Below are 18,599 nucleotides of genomic sequence, written 5' to 3'. Positions count from 1 at the left end.
CGACCCGCACCACTGAAGTCAGTACATGCCGGCGTTTGCCGGGCCAGGGCCGGTCGAGGCCGCCGGGCCCGCGTTTCGCGGTCTACCCATGTCGTCCGCCTCTTCCAGCATGCCCTCCCCTTCAAGCAGGGCCCGCACCTCGGATTCCCGAAACCGGCGATGCCCTCCTGGAGTCCGGATGCTGCCGATCCGGCCCGCCGCCGCCCATCGCGTCACAGTCTTCGGGTCAACCCGAAACAGCGCGGCGACTTCACCCGGTGTCAGCAGGCGATCTCCAGTGTCCACAGCCCCCTCCTCGCATCGACGAAGCCCCCGGCTGAACACACTGCCCCCGGCCGGTGCGAGCCCAGAGCCGTCATGAGGGACGTATGGCAATTACAGCACCGGCGACCAGGCCTGTCCGCCAAACGCGAAAAACGCACTGAGTGGGAAGTTAGTAAATGGTACCGGCGAGACGCCCTCCGAAGCCCGGGTATGCGAACTGTTACCCGCTGCCAGGTCAAACGCATGCCGGAGTCCGGGTGTTACGCCCTGCCGACTAGGGTCTACAGTCCGTGGACGCCATCGACCTCAACCTCGTGGACCTGCTCCGGGGCAACGCCCGCCTCTCCTACGCCGAGCTGGCCCGCCAGGTCGGCCTCTCCGCTCCGGCGGTGCACGAACGGGTCGGCAAACTGGAGTCCAGCGGTGTCATCCGGGCCTACCGAGCCGAGGTCGAGCCGGAGACCATCGGCCTCGGCGTGACCGCCCTGATCGGCATCGTGGAGGATTCCGGAGCGGACACCGACGACGTGCTGGAGGCGTTCCGGGGCATCCCGGAGATCGAGTCCTGCTACTTCATGGCCGGGGTCGAGTCATTCCTGCTCAAGGCCCGGGTGGGCACCATCGCGGAGTTGGAGCAGTTGATCGTGCGGCTGAACCGGACACCCGGGGTCGCCTCCACCCGTACCGGTATCGCGCTGTCGACCAAATGGGAGAACCGCCCGCAGGCGGTGGCCCCGCCGCCGGCCTGACCAGTGCGTACCGGCTCCGCCGGTCCCCGGGTGCGGCACCGGCTCCGCAGGGCCGGCTTGCTAGGTTTCCGGGCGTGACACATCTCGACCGGTGCGACGAGGCAGGCCGGCGATGGGTGACCGAGGCGATCGCGGCCGTCGAGGCGGACGCGAACCGGTCGGCCGACACCCACCTGCTGCCCTTCCCGCTGCCCCGGCAGTGGGGGATCGACCTCTATCTCAAGGACGAATCGGTCCACCCCACCGGCTCACTCAAGCATCGGCTGGCCCGTTCGCTGTTCCTCTACGGGCTCTGCAACGGCTGGATCGGGCCGGACACCACGATCATCGAGGCGTCGTCCGGCTCCACGGCGGTCTCCGAGGCGTACTTCGCCCGGATGCTGGGGTTGCCGTTCGTCGCGGTGATGCCCGCCTCCACCTCGCCCGAGAAGATCGCCCAGATCGAGTTCCAGGGCGGCCGGTGCCACCTGGTCCAGGACCCGGCGAAGGTGGTCATCGAGGCGCGCTGGCTCGCCGAGGACTCCGGCGGGCACTACATGGACCAGTTCACCTACGCGGAGCGGGCCACCGACTGGCGCGGCAACAACAACATCGCCGAGTCGATCTACGCGCAGCTCGCCCTGGAGCGGCACCCGGTACCGGCCTGGATCGTGGTCGGTGCCGGCACCGGCGGCACCAGCGCCACCATCGGTCGGTACGCCCGGTACCAGCGGCTGCCCACCAAGCTCTGTGTGGTCGACCCGGAGAACTCGGCGTTCTACCCCGCCTGGCTGGCGGCGGACTGGTCGGCACGCACCGGGCGTGGCTCCCGGATCGAGGGAATCGGCCGGCCGACCGTCGAGGCGTCGTTCCTGCCCTCGGTGGTGGACCGGATGGTGCAGGTACCGGACGCGGCCTCGCTCGCGGCCATGCGGGTCGCCTCGGCGGTGCTGGGCCGGCGGGTGGGCGGCTCGACCGGCACCAACCTGTGGGGCGCCTTCGGCCTGATCGCCGAGATGCTGGCCGAGAACCGGACGGGTTCGGTGGTCACCCTGATCTGCGACGCCGGTGACCGGTACGCCGACACGTACTACGCCGACGAGTGGGTGGCGGGACAGGCCCTGGACCTGGCCCCACACCGGGCCACCGTCGAGCGCTTCCTGGCCAGCGGCACCTGGCCGGCCTGAGCCTCCGGCCGTACCGTCACCGGCCCGGCCGTCACCGGGTGGGTGCCCGCTCCGCCAGCCCCGGGTAGCGCAGCACGTAGCCGTCCGGGTCCACCTCGACCTCGGCGCTGAAGCCCTCGTTGGCGTACCGGAACCGGTCCGGGCCCAACCCGGTGTAGACCTGCTCGGCGGGCAGCACCGTCAGGCTCGGCACCAGCACCCAGGCCACGCTGATCCGGTGCCAGGTGTCCACGGGCGCGGTGGTCAGCCCGAGCCGGCGCAGCGGCAGGGTGTTGAACAACGGTGAGCCGCCCAGATCCACGTCGAGGGCCTCGGCCAGCCGATCCGGGTCCTCGACTCCGGGCAGCCCGGCCGGCGCGTGCCCGGCACGGGTCAGGGCCGCGTCCAGGTCGCCCTGCTCGGCGGCGGTCACCCGCCATCGTTGCGTCGCCCGCTCCAGGCGTACGCTGCGCCGCCACCCGGCCCCCTCGATCTCGACCTCCAGCCGGACACTGCCCCAGCCGGAATCGGTGGCCACCTGGTAGCGACATGTGTAGGGAATCGGGTCGACGGCCAGTTGGGTGCCGTGCGCGGTCAGCCCGTGGTCGTCGTCGACCAGGGCGTGTTCGGCGCCAGCGGTGTCCGTGCGGGTCCACAGCAGCGACTTCGGCGTGGTCGACATGAGCGGGACGTTACGCCACCCGGCCGGACCGGGCAGCGGATGCGCCGAAGACCGTGACGTCGATCTGCGGGCGCCGACACCGGTGCCCCTGCGTGCTGTGCCCCCGTGCTCTGTGCCCCTGCGCTGTGGCCCTGCGCTCTGCGCCCTGGTGGTCCAACGCAAGATCGTGCTCGATCCTGGATGAAGTGGTGTCCAAGTCGCTTGGATGCCACTCGATCCATGATCGAGCACGATCTTTGCCGCGTGATGCGGTCGCGTGATGCGGTCGCGTGGTGCGGTCGGCCGCGACGGGGCGGCCGGACAGCGGCAGGGCGGAGCGGGTGACTGCTGTCAGTAACTGCGTGCCCGTGGGCGTCCGGTTGCTCCGCGCCGCTCCTCGCGCGGCCGGTCGGGCGTGCTCCAGCCCTCCGAGCGGCTGGCGTGATCACCGCTGAAGCGGCGCTCACTGCGCGGGTGGTCGTGGTAACGACGCTCGCTGGGTGCCTGCTCCGCGTAGCGGCGTTCGCCGGTGGGACGGTCCCCGTAGCGGCGTTCGCCGGCAGGGCGGTCCCCGAAGCGACGCTCGCCGGTCGGGCGGTCTCCGTAGCGGCGTTCGCCGGTGGGGCGGTCCCCGTAACGGCGAGGGCCGGCCGGCCGACCGCTGCGGCGGGCCTGCTCGGGCTCCTCGCGTACCGGCACCCCGCTCGGCTCCCGCGCCCCGGTCAGCTCGGCCAGGGCGGGGTCACCGGCGCGAACCCGCGCCTGGGCCGGCTCCACGCCGGCCTTCTCCATCATCGCCAGAGTGGTGCGACGCTGCTTCGGCAGCACCAGGGTGGCCACCGCGCCCGTCTCACCCGCCCTGGCGGTACGCCCCGCACGGTGCAGGTAGTCCTTCGAGTCCTTCGGCGGGTCGACGTGCAGGACGAGCGAGACCCCGTCGACGTGGATGCCTCGGGCCGCCACGTCGGTGGCGACCAGGACGTTGGTCCGCCCCTCGCGGAACTCGGCCAGGGTGCGGGTACGCATGTGCTGGGTCTTGCCGCCGTGCAGCCCTCCGGCGCGTACGCCGACGGCCGCGAGTTGCGTGACGAGCCGGTCCACGCCGAGTTGGGTGCGGGCGAAGACGATGGTCCGTCCGGCTCGCGCCGCGATGGACGCGGTCACCGGGAACTTGTCGTGCGGCGGGATGAGCAGCAGGTGATGCTCCATGGTGGAGACCGCTGCGGTCGCCGGCGCGGTGGAGTGGGTGACCGGGTCGGTCATGAACCGCCGCACCAGCGCGTCCACGTCACCGTCCAGAGTGGCCGAGAAGAGCAGCCGCTGCGCGTTCGCCGGAGTCTTCGACAGCAGCTCGGTGACCTCGGGCAGGAAGCCCATGTCGGCCATCTGGTCCGCCTCGTCGAGGACAGTGATCTCGACGTCGTCGAGTTGGCAGACGCCCCGGTCGATCAGGTCGGCGAGCCGGCCCGGGGTGGCCACCACGATCTCCACGCCGCGCCGCAGGGCGTCGATCTGGCGGTCGTACGGCACCCCGCCGACGGCGGTCTTCAGGAATACGCCGACGGCCTTGCCCAGCGGCAGCAGCGCGTCGTTGACCTGCATGGCGAGTTCCCGGGTAGGCACCAGGACGAGAGCCCGTGGGTGCCGCGGCCGGGCCCGCCCGCCGGCGGCGATCCGGGCCAGCATCGGCAGCCCGAAAGCGAGGGTCTTGCCGGAGCCGGTCTGCCCCCGACCCAACACGTCGCGTCCGGCGAGTGCGTCCGGCACGGTGGCGCGCTGGATCTCGAAGGGAGTGGTGATGCCCTGCCGGTCGAGGGTACGGACCAGTGGCAGGGGGAGCCCGAGCGACTCGAAGGTGATCGAGGTGTCCGGAGCGGTGGTGCCGGCCGACTGCGGGTCGGCGGGGAGGTCGAGGGAGAGCGGGAGCAGACCGGGGTCAACGGAGATGGTCAAGAAAAGCCTTTCGAGCGGGGCGCATCTTCGCGATGTCCCGCCGCGACAGGCTGCCGCCGGATCTTCCGCAAGAAGGCCCATGGGCGCGCGTTGGTCACGCGCCGGGTCAGTGATCACCGACCAGTGTACGGCGACCGTGGCGTTCCCACCGGGGCCGTACCGGGGTAGTGGGCGGACTCACCCACAATCACCCTCGCTTCGTCACCGCGGCAGGGCCCCGGTCGCGTCACTGAATGCGTCGTTCGCGAGCAGCACGACCAGCACACTCATCGCCACCAGCAGAACCATCGCGACCGCCATCACGATCACGACGCGGATGGTGCCGCGCGACCTCTCGGCCGAGGTTTCCGTCCACCCCTGGGCCAGGATGTGCCCGGTCAACGAGCCGGAGGTCTCCTGCTCGCCGGCAGGGAAGGCCACGGTGGCCGAGCTCCCCGCGCCGGCGTAGTAGGCGCTGAGGTCCGAACCGCCCGGGCGGTCCGCGTCGGTTCCCCGAACCCCGGCTGTCGCCCCCGGTGCCGACGCTACTGGTGGCACTGCCGCTGGTGCTGCGGTGCCGCTACCGACGCCGGCCGGCTCACCCGATGCCGGAAGCAGGCCCGGGCGCGATGACTGCCGTGGAGCCGCACCCGGAGAACCCGGGGCGGGGTCGTCCCGTCGCCCGCCGGGATTGGTCGGCGGCGGCCAGGCCGGCAGTGCCGGGGCCGGTACGACAGCCGCCGGGACGCCCGGTCCGGCGGATGCCGCTGCCAGCGGCTCGGCCGTCGGCACCGCGTTGGACGTGGCGGCGGTGGACCCGCCCGACCTGGACGTCACGCCAGCGGTCCCGCCCGACAGGGAAGTGACGCCAGCGGTCCCGCCGGGCCCGGCGGAGACGCCGGTCGACGGGGCTGCGGCCCAGCCCGGTGACACCGGGGTCGCAGCGGCGGAGGCCCGGGTGCCGGCGGAGGCCGGTGGGGGCGGGAACGGCGGTGCGGGCATCGGGCCGGGTGGTGGCGGGGGTGCCGGCACGGGTGGGCCGGGCAGCGGCGTCGGCGGCCCCGGCACCGGCGCCGGTGGCGAAGGACGGGGGCCGGGGGGCGGAGCGGGCACCGGCCCCGGCGGGTACGGCACCGGTCCGGGAGAGGGTGGGGTGGGTACGGGCGCCGGTGGGTGCGGTGCGGGCTCCGGCTCGGGTGCCGGTGGTGACGGTGGTTGGGCCGGCTGCGGAGGCCGGGCGGGCTCTGGTGGCGTCGCGGGCTCCGGTGGCATCGCGGGTTCCCGGTCGACCGGAGCGGAGCGGTAGACACCGGAGCCCTTACCGCCAGCACCGGCACCGGCGGACTGTGCCTCGTCCACGCTCACCCGGCTCAGGCTCGGCATCCGGACGCTGGCCCGTACCGGCGTGGGTGACCCTGGCTCTCGCTGACCCGGGACACCGGCCATGCCCGTCGTCCCACCCGCACCCGCGCTGCTCGCGCTCGCCGGCCCAGCGGGGGCCGTGGCCCGGTACATGGTGCCTCTGGCGGATCCGGGCAGACCAGCGCCGGCCGCATCGGCCGGGGGGCGATGGTCGTGCCCACCGGCGGGCACCGCCACCCGGGCGACGCCGGCCCGGCCGCGGGCCGGCCCCGCCGGTCGGTCCTCCTCGGCGCTGACGGCCGCAACGTCGGCGGCCGAGTCGGTCGCGTTGGCCGCGGCCGACCCGCTGATGGCCGGGTCTGGTGTGGTCGGCCCGTTGGTGGCCGGGGCGGGGGCTTCGGCCGTGACCGCCGGACCAGTGGCAGCGGCGACGCCCCGAGCCGGTTCGGTGCTGTCGACGCGGGTCGGCTCAGGCCCGGCGGTGGCGGTTGGGGCGGGCGCGGATCCAGGGTCGGCCGGCCCCGCCGGAACCTTGTGCTCGGTCATCGTCGCCCTCCGCGCCACGCTTGCGCCCGGACCGTAGCGCCGGACCGGGAGTGCCTGAGTGACACCGTGCCACATTCCGCCCGTGCGGCACACCCGGAGCGTCCAGAGCGCTGCGGGTGTCATCGGTCCTCGAAGGCCGTCGGCGCCGGTCAGGGCCGGCGCGTCACAGTCAGCGTCCGCCGACCGTGGAGGGGCTGACCGAGGCGCTCTCCTGCGGCGTGGAGCTGCTGGCCGCCGTGGTCGGGCCCGCGCTGCTGGCACCGACGTTCGGTGACGTGGTGCTCGACGGCGTCGCCGCCGCGGAGGCGGAGCCGGTGGGCGTCGCTGAGGGAGAGGTGGAGCCGGTGGGCGTCGGTGACGGTGAGCCGGAGCCCGACGGCGTCGGCGAGGGGGTCGCCGTCCACGTCGGCGTCGGCTTCGGCGTCTTGGTCGGCGTGGGGGTCGGCTTCGGCGTCTTCGTCGGCTTCGGGGTCGGCTTCGGGGTCGGGGTCGGGGTCGGGGTCGGCGACGACGTCGGTGCCGGCACCGCGCCGACCACCCGGGTCGCGGCGTAGAGCCGGGACCAGCGGACGGTCGAGATCTTGACCACGTCGCCGGTGGTCGGCGCGTGGATCATCTTGCCGCCACCGACGTACATCCCGACGTGGTGGATGCTCGTCCAACTGCTGCCGGAGGCGAAGAAGAGCAGGTCGCCGGGGAGCAGCGCGGTCCGCGGCACGGTCCGCGAACTGGTCGCCCGGTACTGGTCCCGAGAGACCCGGGGCAGCTGGTAGTGGCCGGCCGACCGGTACGCCGCCCACATCAGGCCCGAGCAGTCGAACGAGTTGGGCCCTTCGGCTGCCCAGACGTAAGGGTCGCCGAGCTGCTTGCGGGCGTAGGCGACAGCGGCCAGCGCCTTGGGATGCGCGACCATCCCGCCGGCCGACTGGTCGACGTAGCCGGCCCCGAGCTGCTGTTCGGCGGCCTCCTGCTGGCGGACCAGCTCGATCAGCTGCGCGGCGTTCTCCTCGCGCAGCTGGATCAGCTTCGCCTCTTCGGCACGCAGCGCCTGCTGGGTGGCGGTGTACTGCTGCTGCGCCCCCTGTAGCCGGGACTGGGCCGCGGCGTGCGCCTGGGTGGCCGCCTGCTCGTCGGCGCGGGTACGGGCCATCTCGCCGGCCGCCGGTCCGGTGGCGTGCTCGGCCTTCTCGCCCCGGTTCGCCCGCCGGAGCAGCTCCAGATCCCGCAGGTCAGTGGCGAAGCCGCCGGGTGGTAGCGCGGCGGCCACCTTGATCGCTTCGGCGGCGACCTGGTCGGCGCGCTGCTGTGCCTGCTGAACCGCGCCCCGGGCGAATTCGAGGTCGCGCTCCGCGGTGCGGAACTGCGCCTCGACCTCGTTGCGTTGCTGTTCCAGTTCGAGCAGCTGGGTGCCCAGCTCGGCGACGCGTGCCTCGCCGGCATTGATCTGCGTCTCGAGTGCGCTGGCACCGGGGGCGCCGACATTCGCCGGCAGACCCGGCGTGCCGCCGACGGGCGCACCACCCGGCAACTGGAACGGGCCGCTGATCGCCGGGCGGGAGCCGGTGTCGGGCACCGTGACGGGCACGCCCGGCTCGGCGTAGGCGGGTGCGGCGAGAACCGCGCTGGCGACGGCGCCGAGCAGTGCGGACCAGAGCATCGGCCGTAACACCGGCGAGACCACCGGACTCCGTCGCGGTTGCCGCCGTCCGTCCGCGCTGTCGACCATTCCGCTCCCCGTCCGGCTTGCTGTGCCGCGCCGGGTGGGCGCGGCGGTTCGGCACGCTACCAGTGTGTGTCGTGCCCCACTCTTGTCTACCTCAATTGGTGCAGCGATGTCGATGTCTGGCCGGGTAACGGGAGGCTGAGAGTCAGCTGGCGGCGGACCATGATGTGAGCTGCGCGAGCGGCCGACGTAGGCTCGGGTGGCGACCGGGCTCCGGTCGCGACCGCAGGTGGAAGGGGACGGGGCTTTCGATGGACGCCGGACTCAAGCGTGAGCTCGAAGCGAAGGTGTACGCGGGGGAGCGGCTGACCCGTGAGGACGGGATCGCCCTCTACTCCAGCGACGACCTGACCTGGTTGGGTCGGCTGGCCCAGCACAAGCGCACCGAGATGAACGGCGACCGGGTGATGTTCAACGTCAACCGGCACCTGAACCTGACGAACGTCTGCAGCGCGAGTTGCGCGTACTGCTCGTTCCAGCGCAAGCCGGGCGAGAAGGACGCGTACACGATGCGCATCGACGAGGCGGTCCGCAAGGCCAAGGAGATGGAGGACGAGCAGCTCACCGAGTTGCACATCGTCAACGGCCTGCACCCGACGCTGCCCTGGCGCTACTACCCGAAGGTGCTGCGCGAGCTGAAGGCGGCGCTGCCGAACATCAAGCTCAAGGCGTTCACCGCGACCGAGGTGCAGTGGTTCGAGAAGATCAGCGGGCTCACCGCGGACGAGATTCTCGACGAGCTGATGGACGCCGGCCTGGAGTCGCTGACCGGCGGCGGCGCGGAGATCTTCGACTGGGAGGTCCGCCAGCACATCGTCGACCACGCCTGTCACTGGGAGGACTGGTCGCGGATCCACCGGCTGGCGCACAGCAAGGGCATGAAGACCCCGTCGACCATGCTCTACGGCCACATCGAGGAGCCACGCCACCGGGTCGACCACGTGCTGCGGCTGCGTGAGCTGCAGGACGAGACGGGCGGCTTCCTGGTCTTCATCCCGCTGCGCTACCAGCACGACTTCGTGGACTCGGCGGACGGCAAGGTCCGTAACCGGATCCAGGCCCGGACGACGATGGCCTCCCCGGCCGAGTCGCTGAAGACCTTCGCGGTCTCCCGGCTGCTGTTCGACAACGTGCCGCACGTGAAGTGTTTCTGGGTGATGCACGGGCTCTCGGTGGCGCAGCTCTCGCTCAACTTCGGCGTGGACGACCTGGACGGCTCGGTCGTCGAATACAAGATCACCCACGACGCCGACTCGTACGGCACGCCGAACACCATGCACCGGGACGACCTGCTGCACCTGATCTGGGACGCCGGGTTCCGTCCGGTCGAGCGGAACACCCGCTACGAGGTGGTCCGCGAGTACGACGCCGCGCCGACGCTGGCGCAGCGCCGAGCTGAGCCGCAGCAGGTCTGGGCCTGAGTCACCGCGTACTCTGGCACGACCATGACCGAGCAGCAGAGCGCGTTTCCCCGCCGGGACGCAGAGGGCCGTATCCGCACCCTTGGTGACCTGGTCGGCTTCGGCCTGGCCGGGGTGGTCGTCGGGCTGCTGGTGCTGGTGCTCTTCGACGGGGCGTTCGCCTGGCTCGGCGCCGGCGACTTCGGCCAGGCCAACGGTTGGCTGGCCGTGATCCTGCCCGCCTGGCTGTTCTGGGAGGATTTCCGGGCCTGGGAGTTCGGCGCGCCCCGGGTGGTGGCCGCTCTGGTGGCCGTCGCCGTGGCGGTGGTCTCCGGGCTGCTGTTGGCCGGCCTGGCGACCGGGCTGCCGCCGCTGGTCTCCGGTGTGCTCGCCGCGACGACTTTTACCGTGGTGTATGCGATGGTCTGGTTCCCCGGCGTCCGCTGGCTGACCAACCGGACGGGCTGAGACCGGCCCCCGGCCGGCCGGCAGCAGGACTGAGAACGCCGTCCGCCGGACGGCGAGGAACGGAGTGGCGACGTGAGCGAGCGGAGCGTACGAACGTGAGCGCGGCGGTCAAATACACGCTCGGCCGGATCGGACTGTTCGTGGTCGTGGTGGCGGCCCTCTGGCCGGTCGACCTGGACATCTTCCTCAAGCTGATCCTGGCCCTGCTGTTCTCCGCCGCGGTCTCCTTCTTCCTGCTCAAGGGGTGGCGCGACGAGATGGCCGAGGAGATGGCCGCCGCCGCCGAGCGTCGCCGCACGGAGAAGGAGCGGCTGCGGGCCGCGCTGGCCGGCGACGACCAGACCGAGGGCGACGCGCCCGCCGGTGGCCAGGTCGATTCCGCCGCCGACCAGCCCGGCGACACCCCGGGGCCGGGTCGAGGCCCGTCGGCCTGAGCGGTCCCGGACCGGCCGCCTGAGCCGTACCGGCACCGGTGGCGTGACCTCGTGGGCACGGTGCCGGGCTTCGTCGCGTACGGGCCGGAGGAAACATGTTGCCGGCATGAGGATCCGGCTGGGATGGGCCATGCAACGATCAATATTGATATGACCATGTGACCGGTGGTGGGCTGTCTGCTACCGAGCGGGGGATCCCCGCGCCTCGAGGAGGTTGTCTCCATGGCCTTCGGCACCATTCCTATCCGCCGTGCACTGGCGCTCATCGTCGCCGCCGGGCTCGGCCTGCTCACCATCGCCGCGCCACCCGTCTCCGCCGAACCCGCCCCTAACCGGGACGAACAACCGGCCGCCGTGCCCTACCGGGTGCTGGGACCGAAGACGCTCGCCGACCGCAACGCGGTTGCCCGTACGGGTGCCGCCATCGACTACTCGGAGCACGGCGTGCTGCACATCTCGGCCACCCGTGCCGAGGCTGCCGCCATCACCCGGCTCGGGTTCCGGCTGGAAGCGATCGCCGCGCTGCCGACCGACCGTGGTCAGGCGGAGGGGGATGTCGGGATCTTCGGCTTCCCGGCGGCCGACTCCAACTACCACGACTACCCGGAAATGATCGCGGCGGTCAACAAGGTGGTCGCCGACCATCCGACGATCGCCCGGAAGATCAGCATCGGCACCTCGTACGAGGGCCGCGACCTGGTCGCGGTGAAGATCTCCGACAACGTCGCCACCGACGAGAACGAGCCGGAGATCCTCTTCAACGCGCAGCAGCACGCCCGTGAGCACCTGACCGTCGAGATGGCGATCTACCTGCTCAACCTCTTCACCGACAGCTACGGCTCCGACTCCCGGGTCACCAGCCTGGTCAACAACCGGGAGATCTGGATCGTGCCGTCCGTCAACCCGGACGGCAGCGAGTACGACATCGCCACCGGCTCCTACCGGTCCTGGCGCAAGAACCGCCAACCCAACAGCGGATCGTCGTACGTCGGGACCGACCTGAACCGGAACTGGAGCTACAACTGGGGCTGCTGCGGCGGCTCGTCCGGTTCGACCTCGTCGGACACCTACCGGGGTCCGTCGGCCTTCTCCGCACCGGAGACGCAGGCGCTGCGCAACTTCGTCAACAGCCGCGTGGTCGGCGGGGTACAGCAGATCAAGGCCAACATCGACTTCCACACCTACTCGCAACTGGTGCTGTGGCCGTACGGCTACACGTACAACAACACCGCGCCCGGGATGACCACCGACCAGTACAACACCTTCGCCACCATCGGCCAGCAGATGGCGGCGACCAACGGCTTCACCCCGCAGCAGTCCAGCGACCTGTACGTCACCGACGGCAGCAGCATCGACTGGATGTGGGCGACGCACGGCATCTGGGCGTACACCTTCGAGCTGTATCCGGGCTCGGCCTCCGGTGGCGGCTTCTACCCGCCCGACGAGGTGATCCCGCAGCAGACCTCGCGCAACCGCGAGGCGGTGCTGATCCTCTCCGAGTACGCCGACTGCCCGTACCGGGCGATCGGCAAGCAGGCGGACTACTGCGGCAGCGGTGGCGGCGGGACCACGGTCTGGTCGGACACCTTCGAGACCGCGACCGGTTGGACGATCAACCCCAGCGGCACCGACGCCGCGACCCTGGGCCAGTGGGAGCGCGGCGCCGCGCAGGCCACCAACTCCAGCGGGGCCAAGCAGCTCGCTCCGTACGCGGGCAGCAACGACCTGGTGACCGGTCGGCTCGCCGGCAGCGGCGCGGGTGACCACGACGTCGACGGCGGCGTCACCAGTGCCCGGTCACCGGCCGTCGCACTGCCGTCCAGCGGCACGTTGACGCTGTCGCTGGCCTGGTATCTGGCGCACGGCTCGAACTCGTCCACGGCGGACTACTTCCGGGTCAGTGTGGTGCACAACGGCGGCACCACGGCGCTGCTCACCCAGGCCGGTGCGGCCAGCAACCGCAACGGTGCCTGGACGGTGTCGAACCTAAACCTCACCCCGTACGCCGGACAGTCGATCCGGATCCTGGTGGAGGCTGCGGACGCCTCGACGGCCAGCCTGGTCGAGGCGGCTGTGGACAACGTCACCATCACCTCCTCCTGAGCGGGACGGGGCCCCGCCACCCCCTCGCGCGGGGCCCCGTCTCAAGGACCAAACGGACAAAGGCTGTCGAGTGGTCGTTGTCCCGGCGGGCCGCACCCGAGCGCGCTGGCCTGCTCAACGGGCCGCTGTCCCGGCGTGCGCTACGGTCTTACCGACCCGCCACAGCGAAGCCGGTGCGACACCGGCGCTGTCCCGCAACTGTGATGCCCCGACACCGGGGACAAGCCAGGTCGCCTGGGGCGCGGTCGCGATCCGCGCTCTCGAGGAAGGGCGCCTCGCGGACGGGTGCTCAGGCTCCCTGTCGGCGAAGCACCGCAATCCTCGACCGACAGGAGGACCGATGTTCAGACGTACCCCCCGGGTCTTCGCCGCCACCCTCGCGGTGGCCGCGCTCGCGCTCGGTGCCTGCGCCGAGAAGACCGCCGAGACCCCCGCCCCCAGCGGTAGCCCGACCGCTGCCGCCTTCCCCGTCACCGTCGGCGACCTGACGTTGGAGCAGCGGCCCGAGAGAATCGTCTCTCTCTCGCCGACGGGCACCGAGATGCTCTTCGCGATCGGCGCCGGCCCCCAGGTCACCGCCGTCGACGACCAGTCCAACTTCCCGGCCGACGCGCCGAAGACGGACCTGTCCGGCTACCAGCCGAACGCCGAGGCGATCGCCGGTAAGGAGCCGGACCTGGTGGTGCTCGCCAACGACACCAACAAGATCGTCGACCAGCTCACCGCGCTCAAGATCCCCGTCTACCTGACTCCGGCGGCGCAGACCCTTGACGACTCGTACCGTCAGCTCACCGAGCTGGGCACGCTGACCGGCAACACAGACGCGGCGGCCGACGTGGTCCAGCGGATGAAGGACGACATCGCGAAGATCGTCGCCGAGGTACCGCAGCGGGTGCAGGCGCCCACCTACTTCCACGAGCTGGGCCCGGAGCTGTACACCGCGACCAGCAAGACCTTCATCGGCTCGGTCTACACCCTCGCCGGCCTGGAGAACATCGCCGACGCCGCCGACGCCGACGGAAAGAGCGCCGGCTACCCGCAGCTGTCCCAGGAAGTGATCGTCGAGGCCAACCCGGACTTCGTCTTCCTCTCCGACGTCACGTGCTGCCAGCAGAGCGCCGCGACGGTCAAGGCCCGCAGCGGCTGGTCCAGCATCAACGCGGTACGCAACGACCAGATCGTGGAGCTCGACGACGACATCGCCTCCCGCTGGGGGCCGCGCGTGGTGGACCTGCTGCGCACCATTGTGGAGGCCACCGCCAAGGTGTCCGAGTGACGCCGGACGGCAGTCGTTAACAAGGGGCCCTTCCTATGCACCAGGCGTTAAAAGGGGGCCCTTCCTTCCCACCGGGCGTGCCGTCGCGCCCGGTGGGCCTGCGGAAACGCTGGCTGGCCGCGGCCGTGCTCGCCGTGCTCCTCGCCCTGGTGGCCGGCGTCTCGCTCGGCCCGGTCAGCCTGCCGCCCGGCAGCGTCGCGATCGAACTGCTCAACCTGCTCCCCGGGGTACGCCTGGAGAGCGGGCTGACCGAGCGGGAGATCGCCATCGTCACCGAGCTGCGGCTGCCCCGCGTGGTGCTGGGCCTGCTGGTCGGTGGGCTGCTCGCCCTGGCCGGCGGCGCCTACCAGGGGGTGTTCCGCAACCCGCTGGCCGACCCGTACCTGCTCGGCGTCGCCGCCGGGGCGGGGCTGGCGGTCACCGTGGTGCTGACCCTCGGGGTGGGGGTCGGCGGGTCACTGGGCGAGCTGCCGGTGACGATTCCGCTGGCCGCCTTCGTCGGCTCGCTCGGCGCGGTCACCATGACGTACCTGCTCGGCGTGGCCGGTGGGCGCAGCCGCTCGCCGGCCACGCTGATCCTCGCCGGGGTGGCCGTCTCCGCGTTCCTCAGTGCCGGGCAGACGTACCTGTTGCAGCGGCACGCGGACAGCATCCAGCAGGTGTACTCCTGGCTGCTCGGGCGGTTGGCCACCGCCGGCTGGCAGGACGTCCGACTGGTGCTGCCGTACTTCCTGGTCACCAGCCTGGTGATCCTGCTGCTCCGGCGCGAGCTGGATGTGCTCTCCGTCGGTGACGACGAGGCGGCGGGTCTCGGCCTGCACCCGCAGCGGTCCCGGTATCTACTGATCGCCGCCGCCTCGCTGGGCACCGCCGCCGCGGTCTCCGCCTCCGGCCTGATCGGTTTCGTCGGCATCATCGTGCCGCACACCGTACGGCTGCTCGCCGGGTCGAGCTACCGGGTCATCCTGCCGCTGTCGCTGCTGTTCGGGGGTGCCTTCCTGGCCCTGACCGACGTGGTGGCGCGGACCGCCGCCGCACCGCAGGAGATTCCGATCGGCGTGGTCACCGCGTTGCTGGGCGGCCCCTTCTTCGTGCTGGTGCTGCGGTCCGCCCGGCGGGTGTTGACGTGACCCCGCCGGTACCCGCCGTCGAGGTGCGTGACCTGCGGATCAGCCTGGACGGGGTGCCCATCCTCACCGGCATCGACCTGGCCGTGGCCGCCGGCGAGTGGGTCACCGTGATCGGCCCCAACGGCGCCGGCAAGTCGACCCTGCTGCGCGCCGTCGGCGGCCTGCTGCCCGCGCCGGACGCCGTACGGCTCTTCGGTACGCCGCTCGGCGCCCTGCGTCGCCGGGAACGGGCCCGGGTGGTGGCCACCGTCGCCCAGTCCCCGGTGGTGCCGCCCGGCATGGCGGTGCTGGACTACGTGCTGCTCGGTCGTAACCCGTACATCGCGCCGTTGGGCCGGGAGTCCGTCGCCGATCTGGCTGTGGTGCACGAGGTGCTCGGCCGGCTGGACCTCGCCGGCTTCTCCACCCGCGAGCTGGCCACCCTCTCCGGCGGCGAGCGGCAGCGGGTCTTCCTGGCCCGGGCGTTGGCCCAGGGCGCCACCCTGCTGCTGCTCGACGAGCCGACGAGCGCGCTCGACATCGGCCACCAGCAGGAGGTCCTCGAACTGGTCGATCAGCTGCGTCGTACGCACGGATTGACCGTGCTGGCCACCATGCACGACCTGTCGATCGCCGGCGAGTACGCCGACCGCATGGTGCTGCTCGCCGCCGGCCGGATCGCCGCCAGCGGCACCCCCGAGCAGGTCCTCACCGAGGACCTGCTCGCCCACCACTACCGCGCCCACGTCCGCGTCATCCCCGGCCCGCACGGCCCCCTGGTCCTCCCCACCCGCCCCACCCCGCCTCCGCTAAGTTGATCAAGAAGTTTGCGTCTGGAAAGCCGCGAATCCAGACGCAAACTTCTTGATCAACGCGGGACGGTCCGGGTTAGGGAGATCAGGGAGAAGAGGGCGCCAGTTGGGTCGCGGAGGGCGGCTATGCGGCCGGCGGGGATGTCGCGGGGCGGGACCAGGATGGTGCCGCCCAGTTCGGCGGCGTGCGCCGCGGTGGCGTCCGCGTCGGCGACCGAGAAGTACACCGTCCAGTAGGCCGGCGAGTCTGCCGGGAACTCCACGCCCAGCGGGGGCATCATCCCCGCCACCATCCGGTCGCCGAGCCGCCAGCCGGTGTAGGCGACCTGCCCCATCGGCTCCTCCTCGGGCTGCCACCCGAAGACCAGCTCATAGAAGACGCGGGCCCCCTCCGGGTCGGGCGTGACCAGTTCGGTCCAGCTCATCGCGCCGGGGGTGTCGAAGACCTCGGCGCCGGCGAAGGCGAACGGCTGCCAGACGCTGAACGCCGCGCCGGCCGGGTCGGTGAAGACCGCCATCCGGCCCCGGTCGAAGACCTCGAACGGCGGCACCACCACCTGCCCGCCGGCCCGCTCCACCCGGCCGGCGACCAGGTCGGCGTCGTCGGTGGCGACGTACGTCGACCAGATCGGCACCTGGTCCGGTACGGCCGGCGGGCCGGCACCGGCCACCGCTCGGCCGCCCAGCAGGAAGACCGTGTACCCGCCCGCCTCCGGCTCGGGATCCACCCGGCCGGTCCAGCCGAACAGCTCCGGGTAGAACCGGCGGGCCGCGTCGAGTCCGGGCGTCGCCAGGTCGGCCCAGCAGGGCGTACCCGGTGCGACGCTGGCCACGGCCACCCCTCTCGACTCAGGCGACCGCCGACCGACCGCCGTCTCCGGCATCGTGGCACCGCCCGGTGGCTGCCCGGGGTGCAAACGCCTCGAACGTCAACTGAACCGGCGACCCTCGTCCCGGCGATAGGCCCACCCGGCCAGCCCGGCCAGCGCCGCCACCCAGACACCGAGCATGACCAGCGACAGCGGATTGACCGAGTAGTCGCCGACCGCCGCCCACACCAGCTCCACCGCGCCCCGGGTGGGCAGAAAGGGGGCGATCGTCTCGACGAAGCCGGGTGCCTGGTCGGGGGCGGAGAGCAGGCCACCACCGAAGGCGAGCGGGAAGAAGACGATCTGGGCCACCACGATCGCCGCCTTGCTCGGCAGCGCGTACCCGATGCTCAACCCCATCAGCGTGAACGGCACCGAGATCACCCCCACGGTGCCGAGCGCCAGCAGGAACGATCCCGGGGTGATCTGGGCGTCGGTCAGCGTCGCCGCGATGACCACCAGGGGAATCAGCGACAGGTAGGTGACGACCAGCCCGGCCCCGATCCGTCCGGCGAAGCGCGGTGCCGGCCCGACCGGCAGCGTACGGGTGAACGGATCCCAGGGCTGAGCCCGATCCTCGGCGACACCGACGCCGTACTGGAAGATGTTGGCGCTCATCACCGAGAAGGTGACCATCGAGGCGGTGGCGAAGGTGGCGCCCACCGGGTCCTTCCCGGCGAACGGCACCACGAAGAAGAGCATCGCGACGGCCGGGAAGAACGCGCTACCGAAGATCGCGATCGGGATGCGGATCGTCTCCAGCAGCTGGTAGCGCGCGTGGGTCAGGACGAGTTGCACGGCAGGGTCTCCTCAGGCGGGCGCTGGCTCGGCGTCGGCGGTGGTGATGGCGAGGAACGCCTCCTCCAGCGAGGTCGGGCGGACCTCCAGATTGCGGAACGCGACCCCGCTGGCGACCAGATCCCGGACCAGTTGGTCGGCGTCGGCGGTGAGCAGGTGGGTCCGACCGTCGACCTGCTCGGTGCGGACCACGCCGGGCAGCGCCGGCACCGCGTCGACGGTCAGGCTGACCCGGCGTACGCCGACCACGGCCCGGATCGCGTCGACGCTGTCGTCGGCGAGCACCCGGCCCTTACCGATCACCACCACCCGCTGCGCCAACGCCTCCACCTCCTCCAGGTAGTGGCTGCTCAGCAGCACCGTGCCGCCGTCGGCGTGGAACGCCCGGATGGCGTCCCACAGCGCGTGGCGAGCCTCCACGTCGAGCCCGGTGGTCGGCTCGTCGAGCACCACCAGCCGGGGCCGGCCGACGAAGGCGAGCGCCACCGCGAGCCGGCGTTTCTGGCCGCCGGAGAGTCCGCCGCACTGCCGGCGGACCTGCGCACCGAGGCCGAACCGGTCGAGCAGTTCGTCGCGTGGGATCGGATCCGGGTAGTGGGCGGAGACGAAGTCCACCACCTCGCCGACCCGCAGCGTGCCGGGCAGCCCGGTCTCCTGCGGGGTCACGCCGAGCTGCCGTCGGCTCGCCGGGTCGCGCGGGTCGCCGCCGTTCAACTCGACCCGGCCCGAGCTGGGCCGGCGCAGCCCGACGAGCAGGTTGATCAGGGTGCTCTTGCCGGCTCCGTTCGGCCCGAGCAGGCCGACCAGCTCCCCGGCACGCACGTCGAGGTCGACCTCGTCCAGGGCGAGGACGGTGCCGTACCGCCGGCTGACCCGGTGGGCGTGGGCGAGGATCATCCGCTGCTCCTTCACGGTCTCCGGTTCGACTACCGGTCTAGTCGACGGACG

17 protein-coding genes and 1 riboswitch are annotated in these 18,599 nt (G+C 71.8%); of the genes, 9 read left to right on the top strand and 8 right to left on the bottom strand.

All coding sequences use genetic code 11. The features are described from left to right. Positions 1-18: 18 nt before the first annotated feature. Positions 19-285, bottom strand: a complete 267-nt coding sequence (locus BMY89_RS17675; RefSeq protein ID WP_092381091.1) for a BldC family transcriptional regulator — start codon at positions 283-285, stop codon at positions 19-21. Positions 286-554: 269 nt separating this feature from the next. Here BMY89_RS17675 and BMY89_RS17670 point away from each other — a divergent pair, with 269 nt between their 5' ends. Continuing rightward, on the top strand, positions 555-1,013 hold the full coding sequence (locus BMY89_RS17670; RefSeq protein WP_092381090.1) for an Lrp/AsnC family transcriptional regulator: 459 nt from the start codon (positions 555-557) through the stop codon (positions 1,011-1,013). Positions 1,014-1,087: 74 nt separating this feature from the next. Then, on the top strand, positions 1,088-2,179 hold the full coding sequence (gene cds1, locus BMY89_RS17665) for an L-cysteine desulfhydrase Cds1 (RefSeq protein WP_092381089.1): 1,092 nt from the start codon (positions 1,088-1,090) through the stop codon (positions 2,177-2,179). Between the two features lie 31 nt (positions 2,180-2,210). Here cds1 and BMY89_RS17660 read toward each other — a convergent pair whose 3' ends face one another. From BMY89_RS17660 to BMY89_RS17640, 4 genes are all read right to left on the bottom strand, one after another. Further along, positions 2,211-2,840, bottom strand: a complete 630-nt coding sequence (locus tag BMY89_RS17660; RefSeq protein ID WP_092381088.1) for a putative glycolipid-binding domain-containing protein — start codon at positions 2,838-2,840, stop codon at positions 2,211-2,213. Between the two features lie 330 nt (positions 2,841-3,170). Then, positions 3,171-4,772 carry a DEAD/DEAH box helicase gene (locus tag BMY89_RS17655; RefSeq protein WP_372433246.1) on the bottom strand — a complete coding sequence of 534 codons (1,602 nt, stop codon included), beginning with the start codon at positions 4,770-4,772 and terminating at the stop codon, positions 3,171-3,173. A gap of 201 nt (positions 4,773-4,973) precedes the next feature. Next, complete coding sequence (locus BMY89_RS17650) at positions 4,974-5,192, bottom strand: hypothetical protein (RefSeq protein WP_092381086.1); 219 nt, start codon at positions 5,190-5,192, stop codon at positions 4,974-4,976. A 1,636-nt stretch (positions 5,193-6,828) separates the two neighbouring features. Next, positions 6,829-8,385 carry a C40 family peptidase gene (locus BMY89_RS17640; protein ID WP_092381084.1) on the bottom strand — a complete coding sequence of 519 codons (1,557 nt, stop codon included), beginning with the start codon at positions 8,383-8,385 and terminating at the stop codon, positions 6,829-6,831. Positions 8,386-8,633: 248 nt separating this feature from the next. Between BMY89_RS17640 and mqnE the strand changes: the two genes are divergently transcribed. The 7 genes from mqnE (at position 8,634) to BMY89_RS17605 (ending at position 15,990) form a co-directional block, all read left to right on the top strand. Beyond that, positions 8,634-9,803 carry an aminofutalosine synthase MqnE gene (gene mqnE / locus BMY89_RS17635; protein WP_092381083.1) on the top strand — a complete coding sequence of 390 codons (1,170 nt, stop codon included), beginning with the start codon at positions 8,634-8,636 and terminating at the stop codon, positions 9,801-9,803. Positions 9,804-9,827: 24 nt separating this feature from the next. Beyond that, entirely contained in the window at positions 9,828-10,250 is a 423-nt protein-coding gene (locus tag BMY89_RS17630) for a hypothetical protein (RefSeq protein ID WP_092381082.1), read from the top strand. Between the two features lie 95 nt (positions 10,251-10,345). Continuing rightward, the gene (locus BMY89_RS17625; protein WP_092381081.1) at positions 10,346-10,684 is read left to right on the top strand and encodes a DUF4229 domain-containing protein; all 339 of its coding nucleotides are present in this window, start codon (positions 10,346-10,348) and stop codon (positions 10,682-10,684) included. Positions 10,685-10,906: 222 nt separating this feature from the next. Next, entirely contained in the window at positions 10,907-12,787 is a 1,881-nt protein-coding gene (locus tag BMY89_RS17620; protein WP_092381080.1) for a M14 family metallopeptidase, read from the top strand. Between the two features lie 169 nt (positions 12,788-12,956). Then, positions 12,957-13,017: riboswitch (cobalamin riboswitch) on the top strand. Between the two features lie 110 nt (positions 13,018-13,127). Further along, a complete protein-coding gene (locus tag BMY89_RS17615; protein WP_092381079.1) occupies positions 13,128-14,063 on the top strand; it encodes an ABC transporter substrate-binding protein in 936 nt (311 codons plus the stop codon). A gap of 35 nt (positions 14,064-14,098) precedes the next feature. Next, positions 14,099-15,193: a FecCD family ABC transporter permease gene (locus BMY89_RS17610; protein WP_092381078.1), complete on the top strand. Its 1,095-nt coding sequence runs from the start codon at positions 14,099-14,101 to the stop codon at positions 15,191-15,193. Next, complete coding sequence (locus BMY89_RS17605; RefSeq protein WP_092381077.1) at positions 15,190-15,990, top strand: ABC transporter ATP-binding protein; 801 nt, start codon at positions 15,190-15,192, stop codon at positions 15,988-15,990. The genes BMY89_RS17610 and BMY89_RS17605 overlap by 4 nt, the downstream gene beginning before the upstream one ends. 50 nt (positions 15,991-16,040) lie before the next feature. Here BMY89_RS17605 and BMY89_RS17600 read toward each other — a convergent pair whose 3' ends face one another. The 3 genes from BMY89_RS17600 to BMY89_RS17590 are packed head-to-tail and all read right to left on the bottom strand — an operon-like array spanning position 16,041 to position 18,548. Further along, entirely contained in the window at positions 16,041-16,868 is an 828-nt protein-coding gene (locus BMY89_RS17600; RefSeq protein WP_372433247.1) for a VOC family protein, read from the bottom strand. Between the two features lie 45 nt (positions 16,869-16,913). Next, positions 16,914-17,651 (bottom strand): ABC transporter permease, encoded by a 738-nt coding sequence (locus tag BMY89_RS17595; RefSeq protein ID WP_092381076.1) that lies wholly within the window; start codon positions 17,649-17,651, stop codon positions 16,914-16,916. A gap of 12 nt (positions 17,652-17,663) precedes the next feature. Further along, a complete protein-coding gene (locus BMY89_RS17590; protein ID WP_092381217.1) occupies positions 17,664-18,548 on the bottom strand; it encodes an ABC transporter ATP-binding protein in 885 nt (294 codons plus the stop codon). Positions 18,549-18,599 lie beyond the last annotated feature (51 nt).

This window comes from Micromonospora phaseoli (assembly GCF_900109115.1).
Lineage (GTDB): Bacteria > Actinomycetota > Actinomycetes > Mycobacteriales > Micromonosporaceae > Micromonospora > Micromonospora phaseoli.
Note: the sequence above shows the minus strand (reverse complement) of the source record. Positions and strands in the feature narration are given on the sequence as shown.

Bases quoted from the DNA above. Each gene is read 5' to 3' on its own strand.
- BMY89_RS17610 (WP_092381078.1), top strand. From the start codon at position 14,099: ATGCACCAGGCGTTAAAAGGGGGCCCTTCCTTCCCACCGGGCGTGCCG.
- BMY89_RS17620 (WP_092381080.1), top strand. From the start codon at position 10,907: ATGGCCTTCGGCACCATTCCTATCCGCCGTGCACTGGCGCTCATCGTC.
- BMY89_RS17660 (WP_092381088.1), bottom strand. From the start codon at position 2,840: ATGTCGACCACGCCGAAGTCGCTGCTGTGGACCCGCACGGACACCGCT.
- BMY89_RS17590 (WP_092381217.1), bottom strand. From the start codon at position 18,548: ATGATCCTCGCCCACGCCCACCGGGTCAGCCGGCGGTACGGCACCGTC.
- BMY89_RS17640 (WP_092381084.1), bottom strand. From the start codon at position 8,385: ATGGTCGACAGCGCGGACGGACGGCGGCAACCGCGACGGAGTCCGGTG.
- BMY89_RS17630 (WP_092381082.1), top strand. From the start codon at position 9,828: ATGACCGAGCAGCAGAGCGCGTTTCCCCGCCGGGACGCAGAGGGCCGT.
- BMY89_RS17600 (WP_372433247.1), bottom strand. From the start codon at position 16,868: ATGCCGGAGACGGCGGTCGGTCGGCGGTCGCCTGAGTCGAGAGGGGTG.
- BMY89_RS17615 (WP_092381079.1), top strand. From the start codon at position 13,128: ATGTTCAGACGTACCCCCCGGGTCTTCGCCGCCACCCTCGCGGTGGCC.
- mqnE (WP_092381083.1), top strand. From the start codon at position 8,634: ATGGACGCCGGACTCAAGCGTGAGCTCGAAGCGAAGGTGTACGCGGGG.